This is a genomic window from Duganella zoogloeoides, from assembly GCF_034479515.1.
Classification (GTDB): Bacteria; Pseudomonadota; Gammaproteobacteria; order Burkholderiales; family Burkholderiaceae_D; genus Rugamonas; species Rugamonas zoogloeoides.
This window is the reverse complement of the sequence record NZ_CP140152.1, coordinates 987980-1003701: the sequence shown is the minus strand read 5'-3', so window position 1 is coordinate 1003701 and position 15722 is coordinate 987980. Positions and strand designations below refer to the sequence as shown.

The window sequence follows — 15722 nt, the reverse complement described above, 5'->3', positions numbered from 1 at the left end:
AGTCGCTCCTTACAGCAGAATTTTGCGCATGTCGCCGAGCACTTCGCTCAGGTACACGGAGAAGCGAGCGCCCATGGCGCCGTCGACCACGCGGTGGTCGTACGACAGCGAGGTGCCCATCATCAGACGTGGCTGGAAGGCCTTGCCGTCCCATACCGGCTTGATCGATGCCTTGGACAAGCCCAGGATCGCCACTTCCGGCGCGTTGACGATCGGCGTGAAGTGCGTGCCGCCGATGCCGCCCAGCGACGAGATGGTGAAGGTCGCGCCCTGCATGTCGGCCGGTTTGAGTTTGCCGTCACGCGCTTGCAAGGAGAGTTCCGTCATTTCGCGGGCGATCTGCGAGACCGATTTCTGGTCGGCGTTTTTGATGACCGGGACCACCAGGCCGTTCGGCGTGTCTGCCGCGAAGCCGATGTTGTAGTACTGCTTGAGAATCAGGTTTTCACCCTTCGCATCGAGCGACGAGTTAAACGACGGGAACTTCTTCAGTGCAGCAACCGAGGCCTTGATCACGAATGCCAGCATGGTGAGCTTGGCGGCATCCTTGTTCTTGGCGTTGGCGTTGTTGGTATCGACGCGGAATGCTTCCAGGTCGGTGACGTCCGCTTCGTCGAACTGCGTGACGTGCGGGATCTGCACCCAGTTGCGGTGCAGGTTCGGGCCACTGATCTTCTTGATGCGCGACAGCGGCAGCAGTTCGGTCGGACCGAATTTGGAAAAGTCCAGCGACGGCCATGGCAGCACGTTGAAGTTGCCGCCGCCAGCGTTGGACGATGCCGCGCCGACTGGCGCTGCGGTCGTACCAGCCATGACGCCCTTGACGTAGTTCTGCACGTCGATCTGGGTGATGCGGCCTTTCGGACCCGAACCTGGCACCTTGCCCAGGTCCACGCCCAGTTCACGTGCGAACTTGCGGATCGATGGCGATGCGTGGGCCAATTTGCCGGTTTGAACCGAGCCTTGCGAGGCAGCCGGTGCAGCGGCTGCTGGAGCTGCTGCAGCAGGTGCAGGTGCAGGCGCTGGTGCAGCAGCTGGCGCGGCGCTTGGTGCTGGTGCAGCAGCAGGAGCAGCGGCAGCAGGAGCACCACCGGTCGATTCAACCACGAACACGATGGTACCCATGGCAACCTTGTCGCCGACTTTTACTTTAACTTCCTTGACCACGCCGGCGTGCGACGATGGGATTTCCATGCTGGCCTTGTCCGATTCCACGGTCAGCAGCGACTGGTCCACCTTGATGGTGTCGCCCACCTTGACCATCACTTCGATGACTTCCACTTCCTTGAAGTCGCCGATGTCCGGTACCGCGATGTCCACCGGGCCGGCAGCGGCGGCAGCCGGTGCAGGAGCTGGTGCAGCAGCAGGTGTTGGCGCAGCGGCGGCAGGTGCAGGAGCGGCAGCAGCGGCTGGCGCAGGCGCAGCAGCAGCTTCGCCTTCCAGCAGCAACAGCAGGCCGCCTTCGGCGATCTTGTCGCCGACCTTGACCTTGATTTCCTTGATCACGCCGGCGGCCGACGATGGAATCTCCATGCTGGCCTTGTCCGATTCAACGGTGACCAGCGACTGGTCCACCTTGATGGTGTCGCCAACCTTGACCATCAGCTCGATGACTTCCACTTCCTTGAAGTCGCCGATATCCGGGACTTTAACTTCCACAATGCTCATAGCGTTTGCTCCGTATTCTGTTTGTGCGAGCCGTCATCCCTCGCGTACGCGGGGATCCATACTGAGGCGCCGAAGCCACCGGTCTATGGATCCCCGCGTTCGCGGGGATGACGTACCAACCGACTGTTATTGAGTCACTGGGTTAGGTTTGTTCGGATCGAGGTTGTATTTGGCCACGGCCTGTTCAACCACGGACACGTCCAGCTTGCCTTCTTCGGCCAGCGATTTCAGTGCGGCGACCGTGATGTAGTAACGGTTCACTTCAAAGAATTCGCGCAGCTTGACGCGGCTGTCCGAACGGCCGAAGCCGTCGGTGCCCAGTACGCGGTAGGTACGGTCCTTCGGAATGAAGGCACGGATCTGTTCCGCAAACGCACGCATGTAGTCGGTGGTGGCAACGATCGGGCCGGTGGTGGCGTTCATCAGTTGCGTCACGTACGGTACGCGCTGTTCCTTGGCCGGGTTGACCAGGTTCCAGCGTTCGGCGTCCTGGCCGTCACGCGCCACCAGCGTCAGCGACGGTGCGGACCAGACGTCGGCCGCGATGTTCCAGTCGTTTTTCAGCAGGTCTTGCGCCGCGATCGATTCGCGCAGGATGGTGCCGGAACCCAGCAACTGCACGCGCTGTTGCAGCGACTCGTCGCCTTTTTGCAGCAGGTACAGGCCTTTCAGGATGCCCTCTTCCTGGCCTGGCTTGATGCCAGGGTGCGGGTAGTTCTCGTTCATGATGGTGATGTAGTAGAACACGTCTTCCTGTTCTTCCACCATGCGGCGCATACCGTCCTGGATGATGACTGCCAGCTCGTGACCGAAGGTCGGGTCGTACGGCATGCAGTTCGGGACCGCAGCGGCAAACAGGTGGCTGTGGCCATCTTCGTGCTGCAGGCCTTCGCCGTTCAGCGTGGTGCGGCCGGCGGTGCCGCCCATCAGGAAGCCACGGGCGCGCATGTCGGCGGCGGCCCATACCAGGTCGCCGATACGCTGCATGCCGAACATCGAGTAGTACGTGTAGAACGGGATCATCACGCGGTTGTTGGTCGAGTACGAGGTCGCCGCAGCGATCCACGAGCTCATACCACCGGCTTCGTTGATACCCTCTTGCAGGATCTGGCCGGCCTTGTCTTCGCGGTAGTACATGACCTGGTCTTTATCGACCGGCTCGTACAACTGGCCCTGCTGGTTGAAGATACCAACCTGGCGGAACAGGCCTTCCATACCGAACGTGCGCGATTCATCGACCAGCACCGGCACGATGCGGGCGCCCACGCTCTGGTCTTTCAGCAGCGTGGTCAGGATACGCACGTAAGCCTGGGTGGACGATACTTCGCGGCCTTCGGCCGTGGCGTCCAGCACGTTCTGGAATGCGGAGAGCGGTGGCACCGTCAGCTTTTCGTCCGCTTGCATGCGGCGCGCCGGCAGGTAGCCGCCGAGGGCCGCGCGGCGCTCGTGCAGGTACTTCATTTCCGGTGCGTCGTCGGCTGGCTTGTAGAACGGGATGTCGGCCAGTTGATCGTCCGGAATCGGGATCGAGTAGCGGTCGCGCATTTCGCGCACGGCTTCGTCGGTCAGTTTCTTGGTGTTGTGCGCGGTGTTGCGTGCTTCGCCGTGCTTGCCCATGCCGAAGCCCTTGATGGTTTTCACCAGCAGCACGGTCGGTTGGCCCTTGTGTTCCTGCGCGACCTTGAAGGCGGCGTAGATCTTGTGCGGATCGTGGCCGCCACGGGTCAGGCGCCAGATGTCATCGTCGGTCATGTTGGCAACCATCTCGAGCAGCTTTGGATGCTTGCCGAAGAAGTGCTTGCGCACGTACGCGCCGTCCTTGGCCTTGTAGTTCTGGTATTCACCGTCCACGGTGTCCATCATCACCTTGCGCAGGATGCCTTCCTTGTCCTTGGCCAGCAGTGCGTCCCAGCCCGGGCCCCACACGACTTTGACCACGTTCCAGCCGGCGCCACGGAACTCGCCTTCCAGTTCCTGGATGATCTTGCCGTTGCCGCGCACCGGACCGTCCAGACGTTGCAGGTTGCAGTTGACGACGATGACCAGGTTGTCGAGCTTTTCGCGCGAGGCCATGCCGATCGCGCCCAGCGATTCCGGTTCGTCCATCTCGCCGTCGCCGCAGAAGGCCCAGACCTTGCGGTCGGTGGTGTCGGCGATCGAGCGCGCGTGCAGGTACTTCAGGAAGCGCGCCTGGTAGATCGCCATCAGCGGGCCCAGACCCATCGAGACGGTAGGGAACTGCCAGAAGTTCGGCATCAGTTTCGGGTGCGGGTACGACGACAGGCCGCCACCGTCCACTTCGCGGCGGAAGTGGGTCAGCTGGTCTTCGGTCAGGCGGCCTTCGAGGAACGCGCGCGCATACACGCCCGGCGAGGAGTGCCCCTGGATGTACAGCAGGTCGCCGCCATGATTTTCGCTTGGCGCTTTCCAGAAGTGGTTGAAGCCGATGCCCAGCATGTTGGCCAGCGAGGCAAACGAGGACAGGTGGCCACCGAGATCGCCATCGACGCGGTTGGCCTTGACGACCATCGCCATGGCGTTCCAGCGCATCCACGAGCGCAGTTTTTCTTCGTATTCGAGATTGCCCGGGCAGTGCTGTTCCTGCTCAACCGGGATGGTGTTGACGTAGGCGGTATTGGCGGAGAACGGGATATCCGAGCCGCTCTGGCGTGCCAGGTCGATCAGGCGTTCCAGCAGGTAATGCGCACGATCAGGGCCCTCTTGTTCGAGTACCGAGGCCAGGGAATCCAACCATTCTTTGGTTTCTTGCGAATCAGGGTCGGTGCTTGCCGGTACCTGGTCGAGTTGATCTGACATGTGTTAAGTCTCCTGAGTTAAAGGCCCGTGTGGTGCATCTGCCGGGCCTGTGGAACGCTGATTATTTACCAATACTTCTACGACGTGTGGGGATTCTAACAGTGATTTTTTGCTTTTTCAAACTATGATAAGTCATTTCATATCGTGGGATTTCCCTATGAAAATCTTGTGCGGTGCAGCATTCCAACAGGCCGGAAATCGCGGGACCGGTCGCGTTAGCGCTTATAATCTCGCTTCCCTCTTCCAATCCTCCTAACCTGGTTAAAACATGTCTGCTCAACTGATCGACGGAATCGCCCTCTCCCAAAAACTGCGTGCTGAAATTGCTGCACGTGCTGCCGTGCTCACCGCCAAAGGCAAACAACCCGGCCTGGCCGTGATCCTGGTCGGCGACGATCCCGCCAGCCACGTGTATGTACGCAACAAGGTCAAGGGTTGCGAGGATGCCGGTTTCTATTCGCTCAAGGAACAATACCCGGCCGACCTGTCCGAAGCTGCCCTGCTTGAACGTATCGCAGCGCTGAACGCCGATCCGAAAATCCACGGCATCCTGGTGCAAATGCCGCTGCCCAAGCATATCAATCCGCACAAGGTGATCGAAGCGATCTCCACCACCAAGGACGTCGATGGCTACTCGGTACTGAGCGCCGGCGAACTGATGACGGGCCTGGAAGGCTTCCGCCCGTGCACGCCGTACGGCTGCATGAAGCTGATTGAAAGCACCGGCGTCGATCTGAAGGGCAAGCACGCCGTGGTCATCGGCCGCAGCAATACCGTCGGCAAACCGATGGGCCTGCTGCTCTTGCAAGCCAACGCCACCGTCACCATCTGCCACAGTGGCACCCCGGACCTCGGCGTCTTTACGCGCCAGGCCGACGTGGTAGTGGCCGCCGTGGGCCGCCGCAACGTGCTGACCGCCGACATGGTCAAGCCGGGCGCCATCGTGATCGACGTGGGCATGAACCGCAACGACGAAGGCAAGCTGTGCGGTGATGTGGATTTTGCAGGCGTCAAGGAAGTGGCGTCCCACATTACCCCGGTGCCGGGCGGCGTGGGCCCGATGACGATTACGATGTTGTTGATGAATACCGTCGAAGCCGCCGAGCGCGCTTAAACCTACCGGAAACTGACATGACTACAGACGCAACCAACCCTCTCTTAGACTTTTCCGGCTTGCCGCGTTTCGACGCCATCCTCGCCGAGCACGTCACGCCCGCGATCGACCACCTGCTGGCGCGCTCGCGCACCATCGTGCAGCAACTCGAAGCGCCACAGGACGACGTGACCTGGGACAGTTTCGTCACGCCGCTGGAAAACGCCACCGAGCTGCTTGGTCGCGCCTGGAGCATTGTCAACCACCTCAACAGCGTGGTGGACACGCCCGAACTGCGCGCCACCTACAACGACAATCAACCGAAGGTGACCGAGTTCTGGACCGAGCTGTCGCAGAACGAAGCGCTGTTCGCCAAGTACAAGGCCTTGCGCGCGTCCGATAGCTTCGCCAGCCTGTCGCCGGCGCGCCAGCGCATCATCGACAACGCCATCCGCGACTTCCGCATGGGTGGCGCCGAACTGGCGGCCGACCAGAAGGAACGCTTTGCAGCGATCCAGGAAGAACAGGCGGCCGTCTCCACGCGCTTCTCGGAAAACGTGCTCGATGCCACCAACGACTACAAACTGCTGGTCACCGACGAAGCGGAACTGGCCGGCCTGCCCGATGACGTCAAGGCAGCCGCCCACGCGTCCGCGCAAAAGGACGGCAAGCAGGGCTGGCAGTTCTCGTTGCACTTCCCGTCGTACTACCCGATCCTGCAATTTGCCGACAACCGCGCGCTGCGCGCAACCGTGTACCGCGCCAACGCCACCAAGGCCTCGGACCAGGGCGATGTCTTCAGCAAGAAGGACGATTGGGACAACACGCAGAACATCGTCACCCTGCTGCGCCTGCGCGACGAAGAAGCCAAGCTGCTCGGCTACAAGAACTTTGCCGAAGTATCGCTGGTACCGAAGATGGCGCAATCGCCCGAGCACGTGATCGGCTTCCTCGAAGACCTGGCCCAGCGCGCGCGCCCGTTCGCACAAAAAGACCTGGAAGAGCTCAGGCAGTTCGCCAAGGATGAGCTCGGCATCGACGACCTGCAGGCGTGGGACATGCCGTACGCGTCCGAAAAACTGCAGGAGCGCCGCTACGCGTTCTCGGCGCAGGAAGTCAAACAGTACTTCCCCGAGCATAAGGTGGTCGATGGCCTGTTCCGCCAGATCCAGAACCTGTTCGCGGTCGAGATCAAGCCGGACGTGGCGCCGGTATGGCATAAGGATGTGCGCTTCTACAGCATCGAGCGCGACGGCATCCTGATCGGCCAGTTCTACCTCGACCTGTACGCGCGCGCCGGCAAGAGCGGCGGCGCCTGGATGGACGACGCCCGTGGCCGCCGCGCCAACGCCCACAGCGTACAGACGCCGGTCGCTTACCTGACCTGCAATTTCACCGAGCCGGCCACAGTCGATGGCGTGGCGCAGCCGTCGCTGTTTACCCACGACGAAGTGATCACGCTGTTCCACGAGTTCGGCCACGGCCTGCACCACATGCTCACCCAGGTCGATGAACTGGGCGTGTCCGGCATCTCGGGCGTGGAGTGGGATGCGGTGGAGCTGCCGTCGCAGTTCATGGAAAACTTCTGCTGGGAGTGGGACGTGCTCGAGCACATGACCGCGCACGTGACCACGGGCGAGCCGCTGCCGCGCGCACTGTTCGACAAGATGCTGGCCGCGAAAAACTTCCAGTCAGGTTTGCAGACCCTGCGCCAGGTGGAATTCTCGCTGCTCGACATGCACCTGCACTACGACTACGACGCCACCACCGGCCAGACCGTGCAGCAAATGATCGACAGCGTGCGCGCCAAGTTCTCGCTGGTGGTGCCGCCGCCGTTCAACCGCTTCCAGAACTCGTTCGGCCATATCTTTTCCGGCGGTTACGCGGCCGGCTACTACAGCTACAAGTGGGCCGAAGTCTTGTCGGCCGACGCGTATGCCGCGTTCGAGGAAGCCAAGGCGCTGGGACCGGACGCCACCACCGAAGCGGGCAAGCGCTACCTGCGCGAAATCCTGTCGGTGGGCGGTTCGCGCCCGGCCCTGGAATCGTTCACGGCCTTCCGTGGCCGCGAGCCGAGCATCGACGCCCTGCTGCGCCACAGCGGCATGGCCGCCTGACCGGGGACAGCATGACGCGCATCGACTTCCACACCAACATCCCCGACAAGGTCGCCTACGCCTGCCGCCTGGCGCGCAAGGCGTTTGGCGCCAACCATCGCATCGTGGTGCTGGCGGACGATGCGCAGCAGCTGGCGGAACTCAACACCGCCATGTGGACCTTTTCCACGACCGACTTCCTGCCGCACGTGCTGGCCGGCGATGTACTGGCCGACCACACGCCGATCATACTCACCGACAACGATGAGGCGGAATTACCACACACCGAATTATTAGTGAATCTGTCGCGCCGCGCCCCCTCCCGCGTGGACCGATTCGAGCGCATGATAGAAGTGATTTCCTCGGACGAGGATGATGCGGCTGCCGGCCGCAAGCGCTATGTCGCCTACAAGCAGCAACAGTATCCCCTCACTCACTTTGTCGCAGGAAAATCATGAGCTCAACCTTTGATAACAGCATCCCGGTGTTGACCGAAGTTCTGAAGACCGAGGCACCCGGCGAGGACCCTCTCCCTGGCGCCACGGCCCCGCTGGCGCCCACCAAGGCCGAGATCGCCGCCGCGCTCGAGGCCGAAGCCGTCGATGGCTGGACCGATGCCGAGTGGGCCATGATGGAACACCGCCTGGCCGAACGCATCATGCACAAGCTGCAATCGCGCGTCGATTTCGTGCTCGAGCAGCGCATCAAGGACAGCATGGCCGAAGTGCTCACGCACGCGCTGCATGGCCTCACCAACGAGATCCGCATCGGCCTGCACGACACCATCGAAAAAATCGTTGCCCGCGCCGTGTCGCAGGAACTGGTACACCTGCAAGCGCAGAAAAAGTAACTCTCCCCGCCTTCCTGTTCGCGCATGTTGTCTCATCCTGGTGCGCGGATCGCCCCCATTCCGGGCATCCCCGCACCATTCCAGAAAACGCATCATCAAAGCGCAAAACAATCACGTTTGCCGCTTTGCGCCGTCTTCAAATTGTTGTACCTTTTGGCCTTGCAGAAAATCCTGCGGCGTTCAGCAACCGCCATCGAATAACACTTTTGGAGAATGACGATGCAGTTCAAGACTAAATTCATTCCACTTGCCATCGCCCTGGCCTTTGCCGGCGCAGGCAGCGCAAGCGCCCAGGAAATCATCAAGATCGGTCACGTCGGTCCGGTCTCGGGTCCATCGGCTCACCTCGGCAAGGACAATGAAAACGGCGCCAAGATGGCGGTCGAAGACTTGAACGCCAAGGGCATCAAGATCGACGGCAAGCCGGTCAAGTTCGTGCTGATGCTCGAAGATGACGGCGCCGATCCCAAGCAGGGCACGGCGGTGGCGCAAAAGCTGGTCGATGCCAAGGTGAACGGCGTGATCGGCCACCTCAATTCGGGCACCTCGATTCCCGCCTCCAAGATTTACCACGACGCCGGCATCCCGCAAATTTCCCCCGCCACCACCCAGACCAAGTATACCCAGCAAGGCTTCAAATCGGCATTCCGCGTGGTCGCCAATGACGCCAAGCTCGGCGGCACCCTGGGTACTTACGCCGTGGGCAAGCTGGGCGCGAAAAAAATCGCCGTGATCGATGACCGCACGGCCTATGGCCAGGGCGTGGCCAACGAGTTCATCAAGGGCGCCAAGAAGTCGTTCCCGGGCGTGCAGATCGTCGCCAAGGAATTCACCACCGACAAGGCCACCGACTTCAACGCCATCCTCACCTCGATCCGTGGCAAGGGCCCGGACCTGGTATTCTTCGGCGGCATGGACTCGGTGGGCGGCCCGCTGCTGCGCCAGATGAAGGCGCTGGGGATCACCGCCAAGTACATGGGCGGCGACGGCGTGTGTACCGAAGCGCTGCCCAAGCTGGCGGGCGCGTCTGCGGTCAACGGCGTGGTGTACTGCGCCGAAGCGGGCGGCGTGACGCCGGCCGAGCAAAAGAACCTCGACGACTTCGTGGCCCGCTACAAGAAGAAGTACAACAGCGATGTGCAGCTGTATGCACCGTACGTGTACGACGCCGTGATGACCATGGCTACCGCCATGCAGGAAGCCAAATCGTCGCAGCCGGCCAAGTACCTGCCGGCGCTGCAAAATATCAAGTACCAGGGCGTGACGGGCCTGATTTCGTTCGACCAGTACGGCGACATCAAGGACGGCGCGCTGACCTTGTTCACGTACAAGGATGGCAAGAAGACCAAGGTGGAAGTGGTCAAATAAAAAACAGCCTTAACAACGACAAACGCGCCCGAAGGCGCGTTTGTTTTATGTATGACGCAAAAGCGCTTACTTTTGCGTCAGCACCCATTTCACCAGGGTGCGGGCTTCCGCCTCGTTCACCTGTGGGTTGGCTGGCATCGGGATCGCGCCCCAGGTGCCCGAACCGCCCTTCATTACCTTGGTGACGAGCTTGGATTCGGCATCTTTCTGGCCCGCGTATTTGGCGGCCACGTCCTTGTAGGATGGACCAACCAGCTTGGTGGCGACAGCGTGGCAAGCCATGCAGTTCTTGGCCTTGGCCAGATCCGAACCGGCATCCGCCATCGCCGCTTGCGATGCGAACGCCGACGCGACCAGTACACCCACCATCATCAAATTGCGTTTCATATTCCTCTCCGGTTAAGCTGCGAATGCCCCTACATTTTACAGTGTTTTTCTCTTCAGAATTTAACGCGCAGGTAAACGTCATGGTTGACGCGGATGACCGAGAGGATCTTCTAACTATTCAATGATCAGGGCAATGACATTCGGGTTTGGGCGCCTGTCAACGCTTCAGCTGCGACAAATCGCGCACCGCGCCGCGGTCGGCCGACGTCGTCAGCGCGGCGTACGCTTGCAGCGCTTGCGAGACGTAACGCTCGCGGTTCACCGGTTGCCAGGCGGCGTCGCCTTTGGCTTCCATGGTGGCGCGGCGCGCCGCCAGTTCGGCGTCGGTGATGCGCAGGTTGATGGTGCGGTTGGGGATGTCGATATCGATCATGTCGCCCTCTTCCACCAGACCGATGGCGCCGCCTTCGGCCGCTTCGGGCGAGGCGTGGCCGATTACCAGGCCCGACGAGCCGCCCGAGAAGCGGCCATCGGTCAGCAGCGCGCACGATTTACCGAGGCCTTTCGACTTGATGTACGAGGTCGGGTACAACATCTCCTGCATGCCCGGACCGCCCTTCGGTCCTTCGTAGCGGATGATGACGACGTCGCCCGCGTGCACGGTGTCGCCGAGGATGGCGGCCACTGCATCGTCCTGGCTCTCGAACACGCGCGCTTTGCCGCTGAATTTGAGGATGCTCTCGTCCACGCCGGCGGTCTTGACGATGCAGCCGTTGACTGCCAGGTTACCGTACAACACGGCCAGGCCGCCGTCCTGCGAGTACGCGTGTTCCTTGTCGCGGATGCAGCCGGTGCTGCGGTCCAGGTCCAGCGACGCGAAGCGCTCCGATTGCGAGAATGCCGTTTGCGTGGGCACGCCGCCCGGTGCGGCGCGGAACAGCTCGTGCACGGCCGGGTCGTCGCTGCGCTTGATGTCGTTGCGTTCGATGGCGTCGGCCATGGTGGGCGCGTGGATGGTCGGGCGGGTGGTGTCGAGCAGGCCGCCGCGCGCCAGTTCGCCGAGGATCGAGATGATGCCGCCAGCCCGGTGCACGTCTTCGATGTGGTACTTGTCGGTCATCGGCGCAACCTTGCACAGGCAGGGCACCTTGCGCGAGATGCGGTCGATGTCGGCCATGGTAAAGTCCACGCCCGCTTCGTGCGCGGCCGCCAGCAGGTGCAGCACGGTGTTGGTGGAACCGCCCATGGAGACGTCGAGCGCCATGGCGTTTTCAAACGTGGCCTTGTTGGCGATGGTGCGCGGCAGGATCGAGTAGTCGTCCTGCTCGTAATGGCGGCGGGCCAGCTCCACGATCAGGCGGCCGGCGCGCAGGAACAGCTGCTCGCGGTCCGAGTGCGTGGCCAGCACGGTGCCGTTACCTGGCAGGGACAGGCCCAGCGCCTCGGTCAGGCAGTTCATCGAGTTGGCGGTAAACATGCCCGAGCACGAACCGCAGGTCGGACAGGCCGAGCGTTCGATTTCCGCCACGTCGGCGTCCGACACGGTGTCGTCGCCGGCCTTGATCATGGCGTCCACCAGGTCGAGCTTGATGATCTTCTGGCCGCCGTTGACGACCTTGACCACTTTACCGGCTTCCATCGGGCCGCCGGACACGAACACCACCGGGATATTGATGCGCATGGCGGCCATCAGCATGCCAGGCGTGATCTTGTCGCAGTTGGAGATGCAGACCATCGCGTCGGCGCAGTGGGCATTGACCATGTACTCGACCGAGTCGGCGATCAGGTCGCGCGACGGCAGCGAGTACAGCATGCCGCCGTGGCCCATGGCGATGCCGTCATCGACGGCGATGGTGTTGAATTCTTTCGCCACGCCGCCGGCTTTTTCGATCTCGCGCGCCACCAGCTGGCCCAAGTCCTTCAGATGCACGTGGCCGGGCACGAACTGGGTGAAGGAATTGACGACCGCGATGATCGGCTTGTCGAAGTCGCCATCTTTCATGCCGGTGGCGCGCCACAGGGCGCGGGCGCCGGCCATGTTGCGGCCGTGGGTGGTGGTGCGGGAACGATAGACTGGCATGATGATTCTCCAAAGATATTGCAGCGACGTAGCACGACAGAGTGCCTTGGCCCTGCGCCCCTGTCAAATATAAGATAGTCGTCACTGTGAGTCGTTTAAAATATCACAGAGCAAAATTTGAATAGAAATACATATGAACCTGGAACTCAGGCAGCTGCGTTACTTCGTCACCGTGGCCGAGGAACTGCACTTCGGCCGCGCCGCGCTGCGCCTGCACATGACGCAGCCGCCGCTGTCGCAAACCATCCAGGCGCTCGAGGAACTGCTGGGCGCGGCCGTGTTCGAGCGCAACCGGCGCGGCGTCACGCTCACGCCGGCCGGCAGCGCGCTGCTGCCCGAGGCGCGCCGCATGCTGGCGCAGGCGCAGGAACTGCCGCAGCTGGTGCAGCGGGCGGCTACCGGCGAGGTCGGGCGCCTCACGCTCGCCTTCATCTCCTCGGCCGACTACAGCGTGCTGCCGCCGTTCCTGCGCGCCTACCGCGCGGCCTACCCGCAAGTGCAGATCACGCTGCAGGAAGCCACGTCCGACCTGCAGCTGGACGACCTGCTGCACAGCCGCATCGACGCCGGCCTCCTGATCCCACCGCTGCCCGAGAAGGCGCGCGCCGAACTCGATTATCTGCCGGTGCTGCGCGAGCCGCTGGTGCTGGCCGTGCCCGCCGGCCTGCCGGCGCTGAACCAGCGCCGCAAGCCGGCATTGAATGCGTTGCCGGCGCTGCCGCTGATTATCTTCCCGCGCGCGATCTCGCCGGCGCTGTACGACGCCATCCTGTCGGTGTTCCGCGACGCCGGCGTGACGCCCGAAATCGGCCAGCAGGCGATCCAGATGCAGACCATCGTCGGCCTGGTGTCGGCCGGCATGGGCATGGCGCTGGTGCCGCAGTCGGTCTCCAACCTGATGCGTCCCGGAGTAGAATACCGTGCGCTGGCCCACACCACGCCGCTGGTCGAAACCGGACTAGCCTGGCGACGCGACAATGCTTCGCCCGTGCTGCGCGGCTTTTTGGAGTTATTAAGGAACGAAGTAAGGAAAACCGCCCTATGCTGATACACCCGATGCCCGATCCGGTCGCCATCCACCTGGGACCGGTCGCGATCCACTGGTATGGCTTGATGTACGTCCTCGCCTTTGCGCTATTCATTACGCTCGGTCGCGTGCGCATCAAGCAGCCGCACATCGCCGCCCAGCTATGGCGCAAGGAAGACCTCGACGACATGCTGTTTTACGGCATGCTGGGCGTGGTCATCGGCGGACGCCTCGGCGAAGTGCTGTTCTACGAACCGGTTAAATATTTTTCGGATCCGATCGAGATCTTCAAGGTGTGGCATGGCGGCATGTCGTTCCACGGCGGCTTCATCGGCGTGCTGATCGCCATGTCGCTGTGGGCGCGCAAGGCCGGCCGCAACATCCTCGACGTGTACGACTTCATCGCGCCGCTGGTGCCGCTCGGCTACGCCGCCGGCCGCCTGGGCAATTTCATCAACGCCGAACTGCCGGGCCGCGTGGTGGCCGACCAGTCGCTGCCGTGGGCGATGTTGTGGCCCGATAATTCGTTCCCGCTGCACCCGAACCCGATCTTCCTGCAAGGCCTGCGCCATCCGTCGCCGATTTACCAGATGCTGATCGACGGCCTGCTGGTGTTCGTCATCCTGTGGCTGTTCTCGCGCAAGGAGCGGCCACGCCTGGCAGTCGGCGCGTTCTACACGCTGCTGTACGGCTGCGCGCGATTCTTCACAGAGTACTTCCGCACGCCGGACTGGGAAACCACGTTCCTCGGCATGCCGATCACGTCGGGCCAGGTGCTGTCACTGCCAATGGTCGTCGCCGCGATTGCCATGCTGGTGTGGGCCTATAAAGTACGCCAGCGCGCCACCGCCCCGACTGTGCCGCGCGCAGAACCTGCAAAGAGCGCCTGACAAAGCCTTCAGAGCAAGGCGCAGCGACGAAGACAGTACGACTGTACGGCGAGGAGCTGCAACGCAGCTCTGGAAGTTTGTCAGCGCTCTACGCCAGCAGCTTGACGATGGCCTGCCATTGCGCCGGCGTCACCGGCGTGATGGACAGGCGGCTGCCTTTTTGCAGTACCACCATGTCTTCCAGCGCCGCGATGGTGCGCATCTCGGCCAGCGGCAGCAGCCGGGTCTTCCGCGTTCCCTGTACGTCGATCGAAATCCAGCGCGGCTGTTCCTGCGTGGCCTTGGGGTCGTGGTAGTGGCTGTTCGGGTCGAACTGCGACGCATCGGGGTACGGCCCGCTGACGATTTCGGCCAGCCCGGCGATGCCCGGTTCCGCGCAGCTGGAATGGTAGAACACCACCCGGTCGCCTTGCTGCATCTGGTCGCGCATGAAGTTGCGCGCCTGGTAGTTGCGCACGCCGTACCACGCGGTGGTGTGGTTCGGTGACGCCATCAGGTCGTCGATGCTCACGTCATCGGGTTCGGACTTCATCAGCCAGTATTGCATACGATATCTCCAGACGAAAAAAAGCGGCTGGGCATTTGCACGCCAACCGCTTTCTAAGGAATTGCTTCCTGAATTAGTACCCCGCTTGTGCCGTTATGCCGGCATCCCGAACCTAATGGCTCAGGTGGTCACGGTTAGTTCAATTTCGGGTTCATCGAACAAGCGATGCTCACGCCCACCGAACAAAATCCCACGACCGGTGCAAACAAATGGTTCAAGGAATATATGACATTCACGAACACTGCAGGGTGACGCCAGTTTACTCTCTTGTCCGTCGCAAAGGAAGGAGTTTGATGATTAAAAACCGGTTAAAACAGCGCTTCTTGCGGCGTCAGTGCGGTATCCAACACCTTGTGCATGGCGGCGATCTTGGTCTGTACTTCGAGGATGGACATATCAGACAACGGTCCCTGCGGTGCCTTGATCGATAAAAATTCCGCCGCCACGCTGAGCGCAGCCATGACGGCGATGCGGTCGTTGCCCTTGACCCGGCCCGCCGCGCGGATGCCGGTCATTTTTTTGTCCAGCATGACGGACGCTTCGCGCAGCGCGCGTTCTTCGTCGGCCTTGCACATCAGGCGATACGATTGGCCCATGATAGTGACGTCGAGCTCGATCATCGTACTTCCTCTTTTTCTGCGGCAGGTGCAGCGGCATCGCCAGTTGCAGGTTCGACTTCCTCGACTTCCTCGTCTTCCGGCGCAGGCTCCGGCACCAAGGACGGCACGTGCACCAGCAACGCCTGCACACGGTCGGCGGCCTCGCTCAGGCGGCGTTGATATCCCATGTTTTCCACCACGAGGGCGGCATTGGCCTGACGCAACTGGGCGTTTTCGCGGCGCAAAGCATTGGTCATCTCGGCCAGCTGGTCGATCTTGTCGGATAGTTCTTGGAAGTCTGAAATCATCCCGCCACTATAGGCAGGGCGCGGGGTGCCGTCAACCGAATCACGTGTGCAG

At 61.9% G+C, this 15722-nt stretch carries 14 protein-coding genes and 1 other RNA gene; 7 read left to right on the top strand and 8 right to left on the bottom strand.

The annotated features are described in order from the left end of the window. Positions 1–9 precede the first annotated feature (9 nt). Both aceF and aceE read right to left on the bottom strand, forming a co-directional pair. Entirely contained in the window at positions 10–1668 is a 1659-nt protein-coding gene (gene aceF / locus SR858_RS04355; protein WP_019922960.1) for a dihydrolipoyllysine-residue acetyltransferase, read from the bottom strand. 126 nt (positions 1669–1794) lie between these two features. Further along, on the bottom strand, positions 1795–4485 hold the full coding sequence (gene aceE / locus SR858_RS04350) for a pyruvate dehydrogenase (acetyl-transferring), homodimeric type (RefSeq protein WP_019922961.1): 2691 nt from the start codon (positions 4483–4485) through the stop codon (positions 1795–1797). 268 nt (positions 4486–4753) lie between these two features. Here aceE and folD point away from each other — a divergent pair, with 268 nt between their 5' ends. The 5 genes from folD to SR858_RS04325 all read left to right on the top strand — a co-directional run bounded on the left by folD (position 4754) and on the right by SR858_RS04325 (position 9892). Beyond that, entirely contained in the window at positions 4754–5599 is an 846-nt protein-coding gene (folD, locus tag SR858_RS04345; protein ID WP_026637488.1) for a bifunctional methylenetetrahydrofolate dehydrogenase/methenyltetrahydrofolate cyclohydrolase FolD, read from the top strand. Between the two features lie 17 nt (positions 5600–5616). Then, positions 5617–7695 carry a M3 family metallopeptidase gene (locus tag SR858_RS04340; RefSeq protein WP_026637489.1) on the top strand — a complete coding sequence of 693 codons (2079 nt, stop codon included), beginning with the start codon at positions 5617–5619 and terminating at the stop codon, positions 7693–7695. Between the two features lie 11 nt (positions 7696–7706). After that, complete coding sequence (locus SR858_RS04335) at positions 7707–8132, top strand: DNA polymerase III subunit chi (RefSeq protein WP_019922964.1); 426 nt, start codon at positions 7707–7709, stop codon at positions 8130–8132. Further along, entirely contained in the window at positions 8129–8524 is a 396-nt protein-coding gene (locus tag SR858_RS04330) for a hypothetical protein (RefSeq protein ID WP_019922965.1), read from the top strand. Before SR858_RS04335 ends, SR858_RS04330 begins: the two co-directional genes overlap by 4 nt. Positions 8525–8743: 219 nt before the next feature. Then, the gene (locus SR858_RS04325) at positions 8744–9892 is read left to right on the top strand and encodes a branched-chain amino acid ABC transporter substrate-binding protein (RefSeq protein ID WP_019922966.1); all 1149 of its coding nucleotides are present in this window, start codon (positions 8744–8746) and stop codon (positions 9890–9892) included. Positions 9893–9958: 66 nt separating this feature from the next. Here the strand turns inward: SR858_RS04325 and SR858_RS04320 are convergent, their stop codons facing one another. Next, positions 9959–10279 (bottom strand): c-type cytochrome, encoded by a 321-nt coding sequence (locus SR858_RS04320; RefSeq protein ID WP_019922967.1) that lies wholly within the window; start codon positions 10277–10279, stop codon positions 9959–9961. 157 nt (positions 10280–10436) lie between these two features. After that, entirely contained in the window at positions 10437–12299 is a 1863-nt protein-coding gene (gene ilvD / locus SR858_RS04315; protein WP_019922968.1) for a dihydroxy-acid dehydratase, read from the bottom strand. Positions 12300–12432: 133 nt separating this feature from the next. Between ilvD and SR858_RS04310 the strand changes: the two genes are divergently transcribed. Both SR858_RS04310 and lgt read left to right on the top strand, forming a co-directional pair. Next, positions 12433–13347, top strand: a complete 915-nt coding sequence (locus SR858_RS04310) for a LysR family transcriptional regulator (RefSeq protein ID WP_019922969.1) — start codon at positions 12433–12435, stop codon at positions 13345–13347. Next, entirely contained in the window at positions 13341–14216 is an 876-nt protein-coding gene (gene lgt / locus SR858_RS04305; RefSeq protein WP_019922970.1) for a prolipoprotein diacylglyceryl transferase, read from the top strand. Before SR858_RS04310 ends, lgt begins: the two co-directional genes overlap by 7 nt. Positions 14217–14304: 88 nt before the next feature. Here the strand turns inward: lgt and SR858_RS04300 are convergent, their stop codons facing one another. The 4 genes from SR858_RS04300 to SR858_RS04285 all read right to left on the bottom strand — a co-directional run bounded on the left by SR858_RS04300 (position 14305) and on the right by SR858_RS04285 (position 15670). Then, entirely contained in the window at positions 14305–14763 is a 459-nt protein-coding gene (locus tag SR858_RS04300) for an EVE domain-containing protein (RefSeq protein ID WP_019922971.1), read from the bottom strand. A 74-nt stretch (positions 14764–14837) separates the two neighbouring features. Further along, positions 14838–15016, bottom strand: a non-coding RNA gene (gene ssrS, locus SR858_RS04295) — 6S RNA. Between the two features lie 55 nt (positions 15017–15071). Continuing rightward, positions 15072–15383: a cell division protein ZapA gene (locus SR858_RS04290; RefSeq protein WP_019922972.1), complete on the bottom strand. Its 312-nt coding sequence runs from the start codon at positions 15381–15383 to the stop codon at positions 15072–15074. After that, positions 15380–15670 carry a hypothetical protein gene (locus SR858_RS04285; RefSeq protein ID WP_019922973.1) on the bottom strand — a complete coding sequence of 97 codons (291 nt, stop codon included), beginning with the start codon at positions 15668–15670 and terminating at the stop codon, positions 15380–15382. The genes SR858_RS04290 and SR858_RS04285 overlap by 4 nt, the downstream gene beginning before the upstream one ends. Positions 15671–15722: the final 52 nt, after the last annotated feature.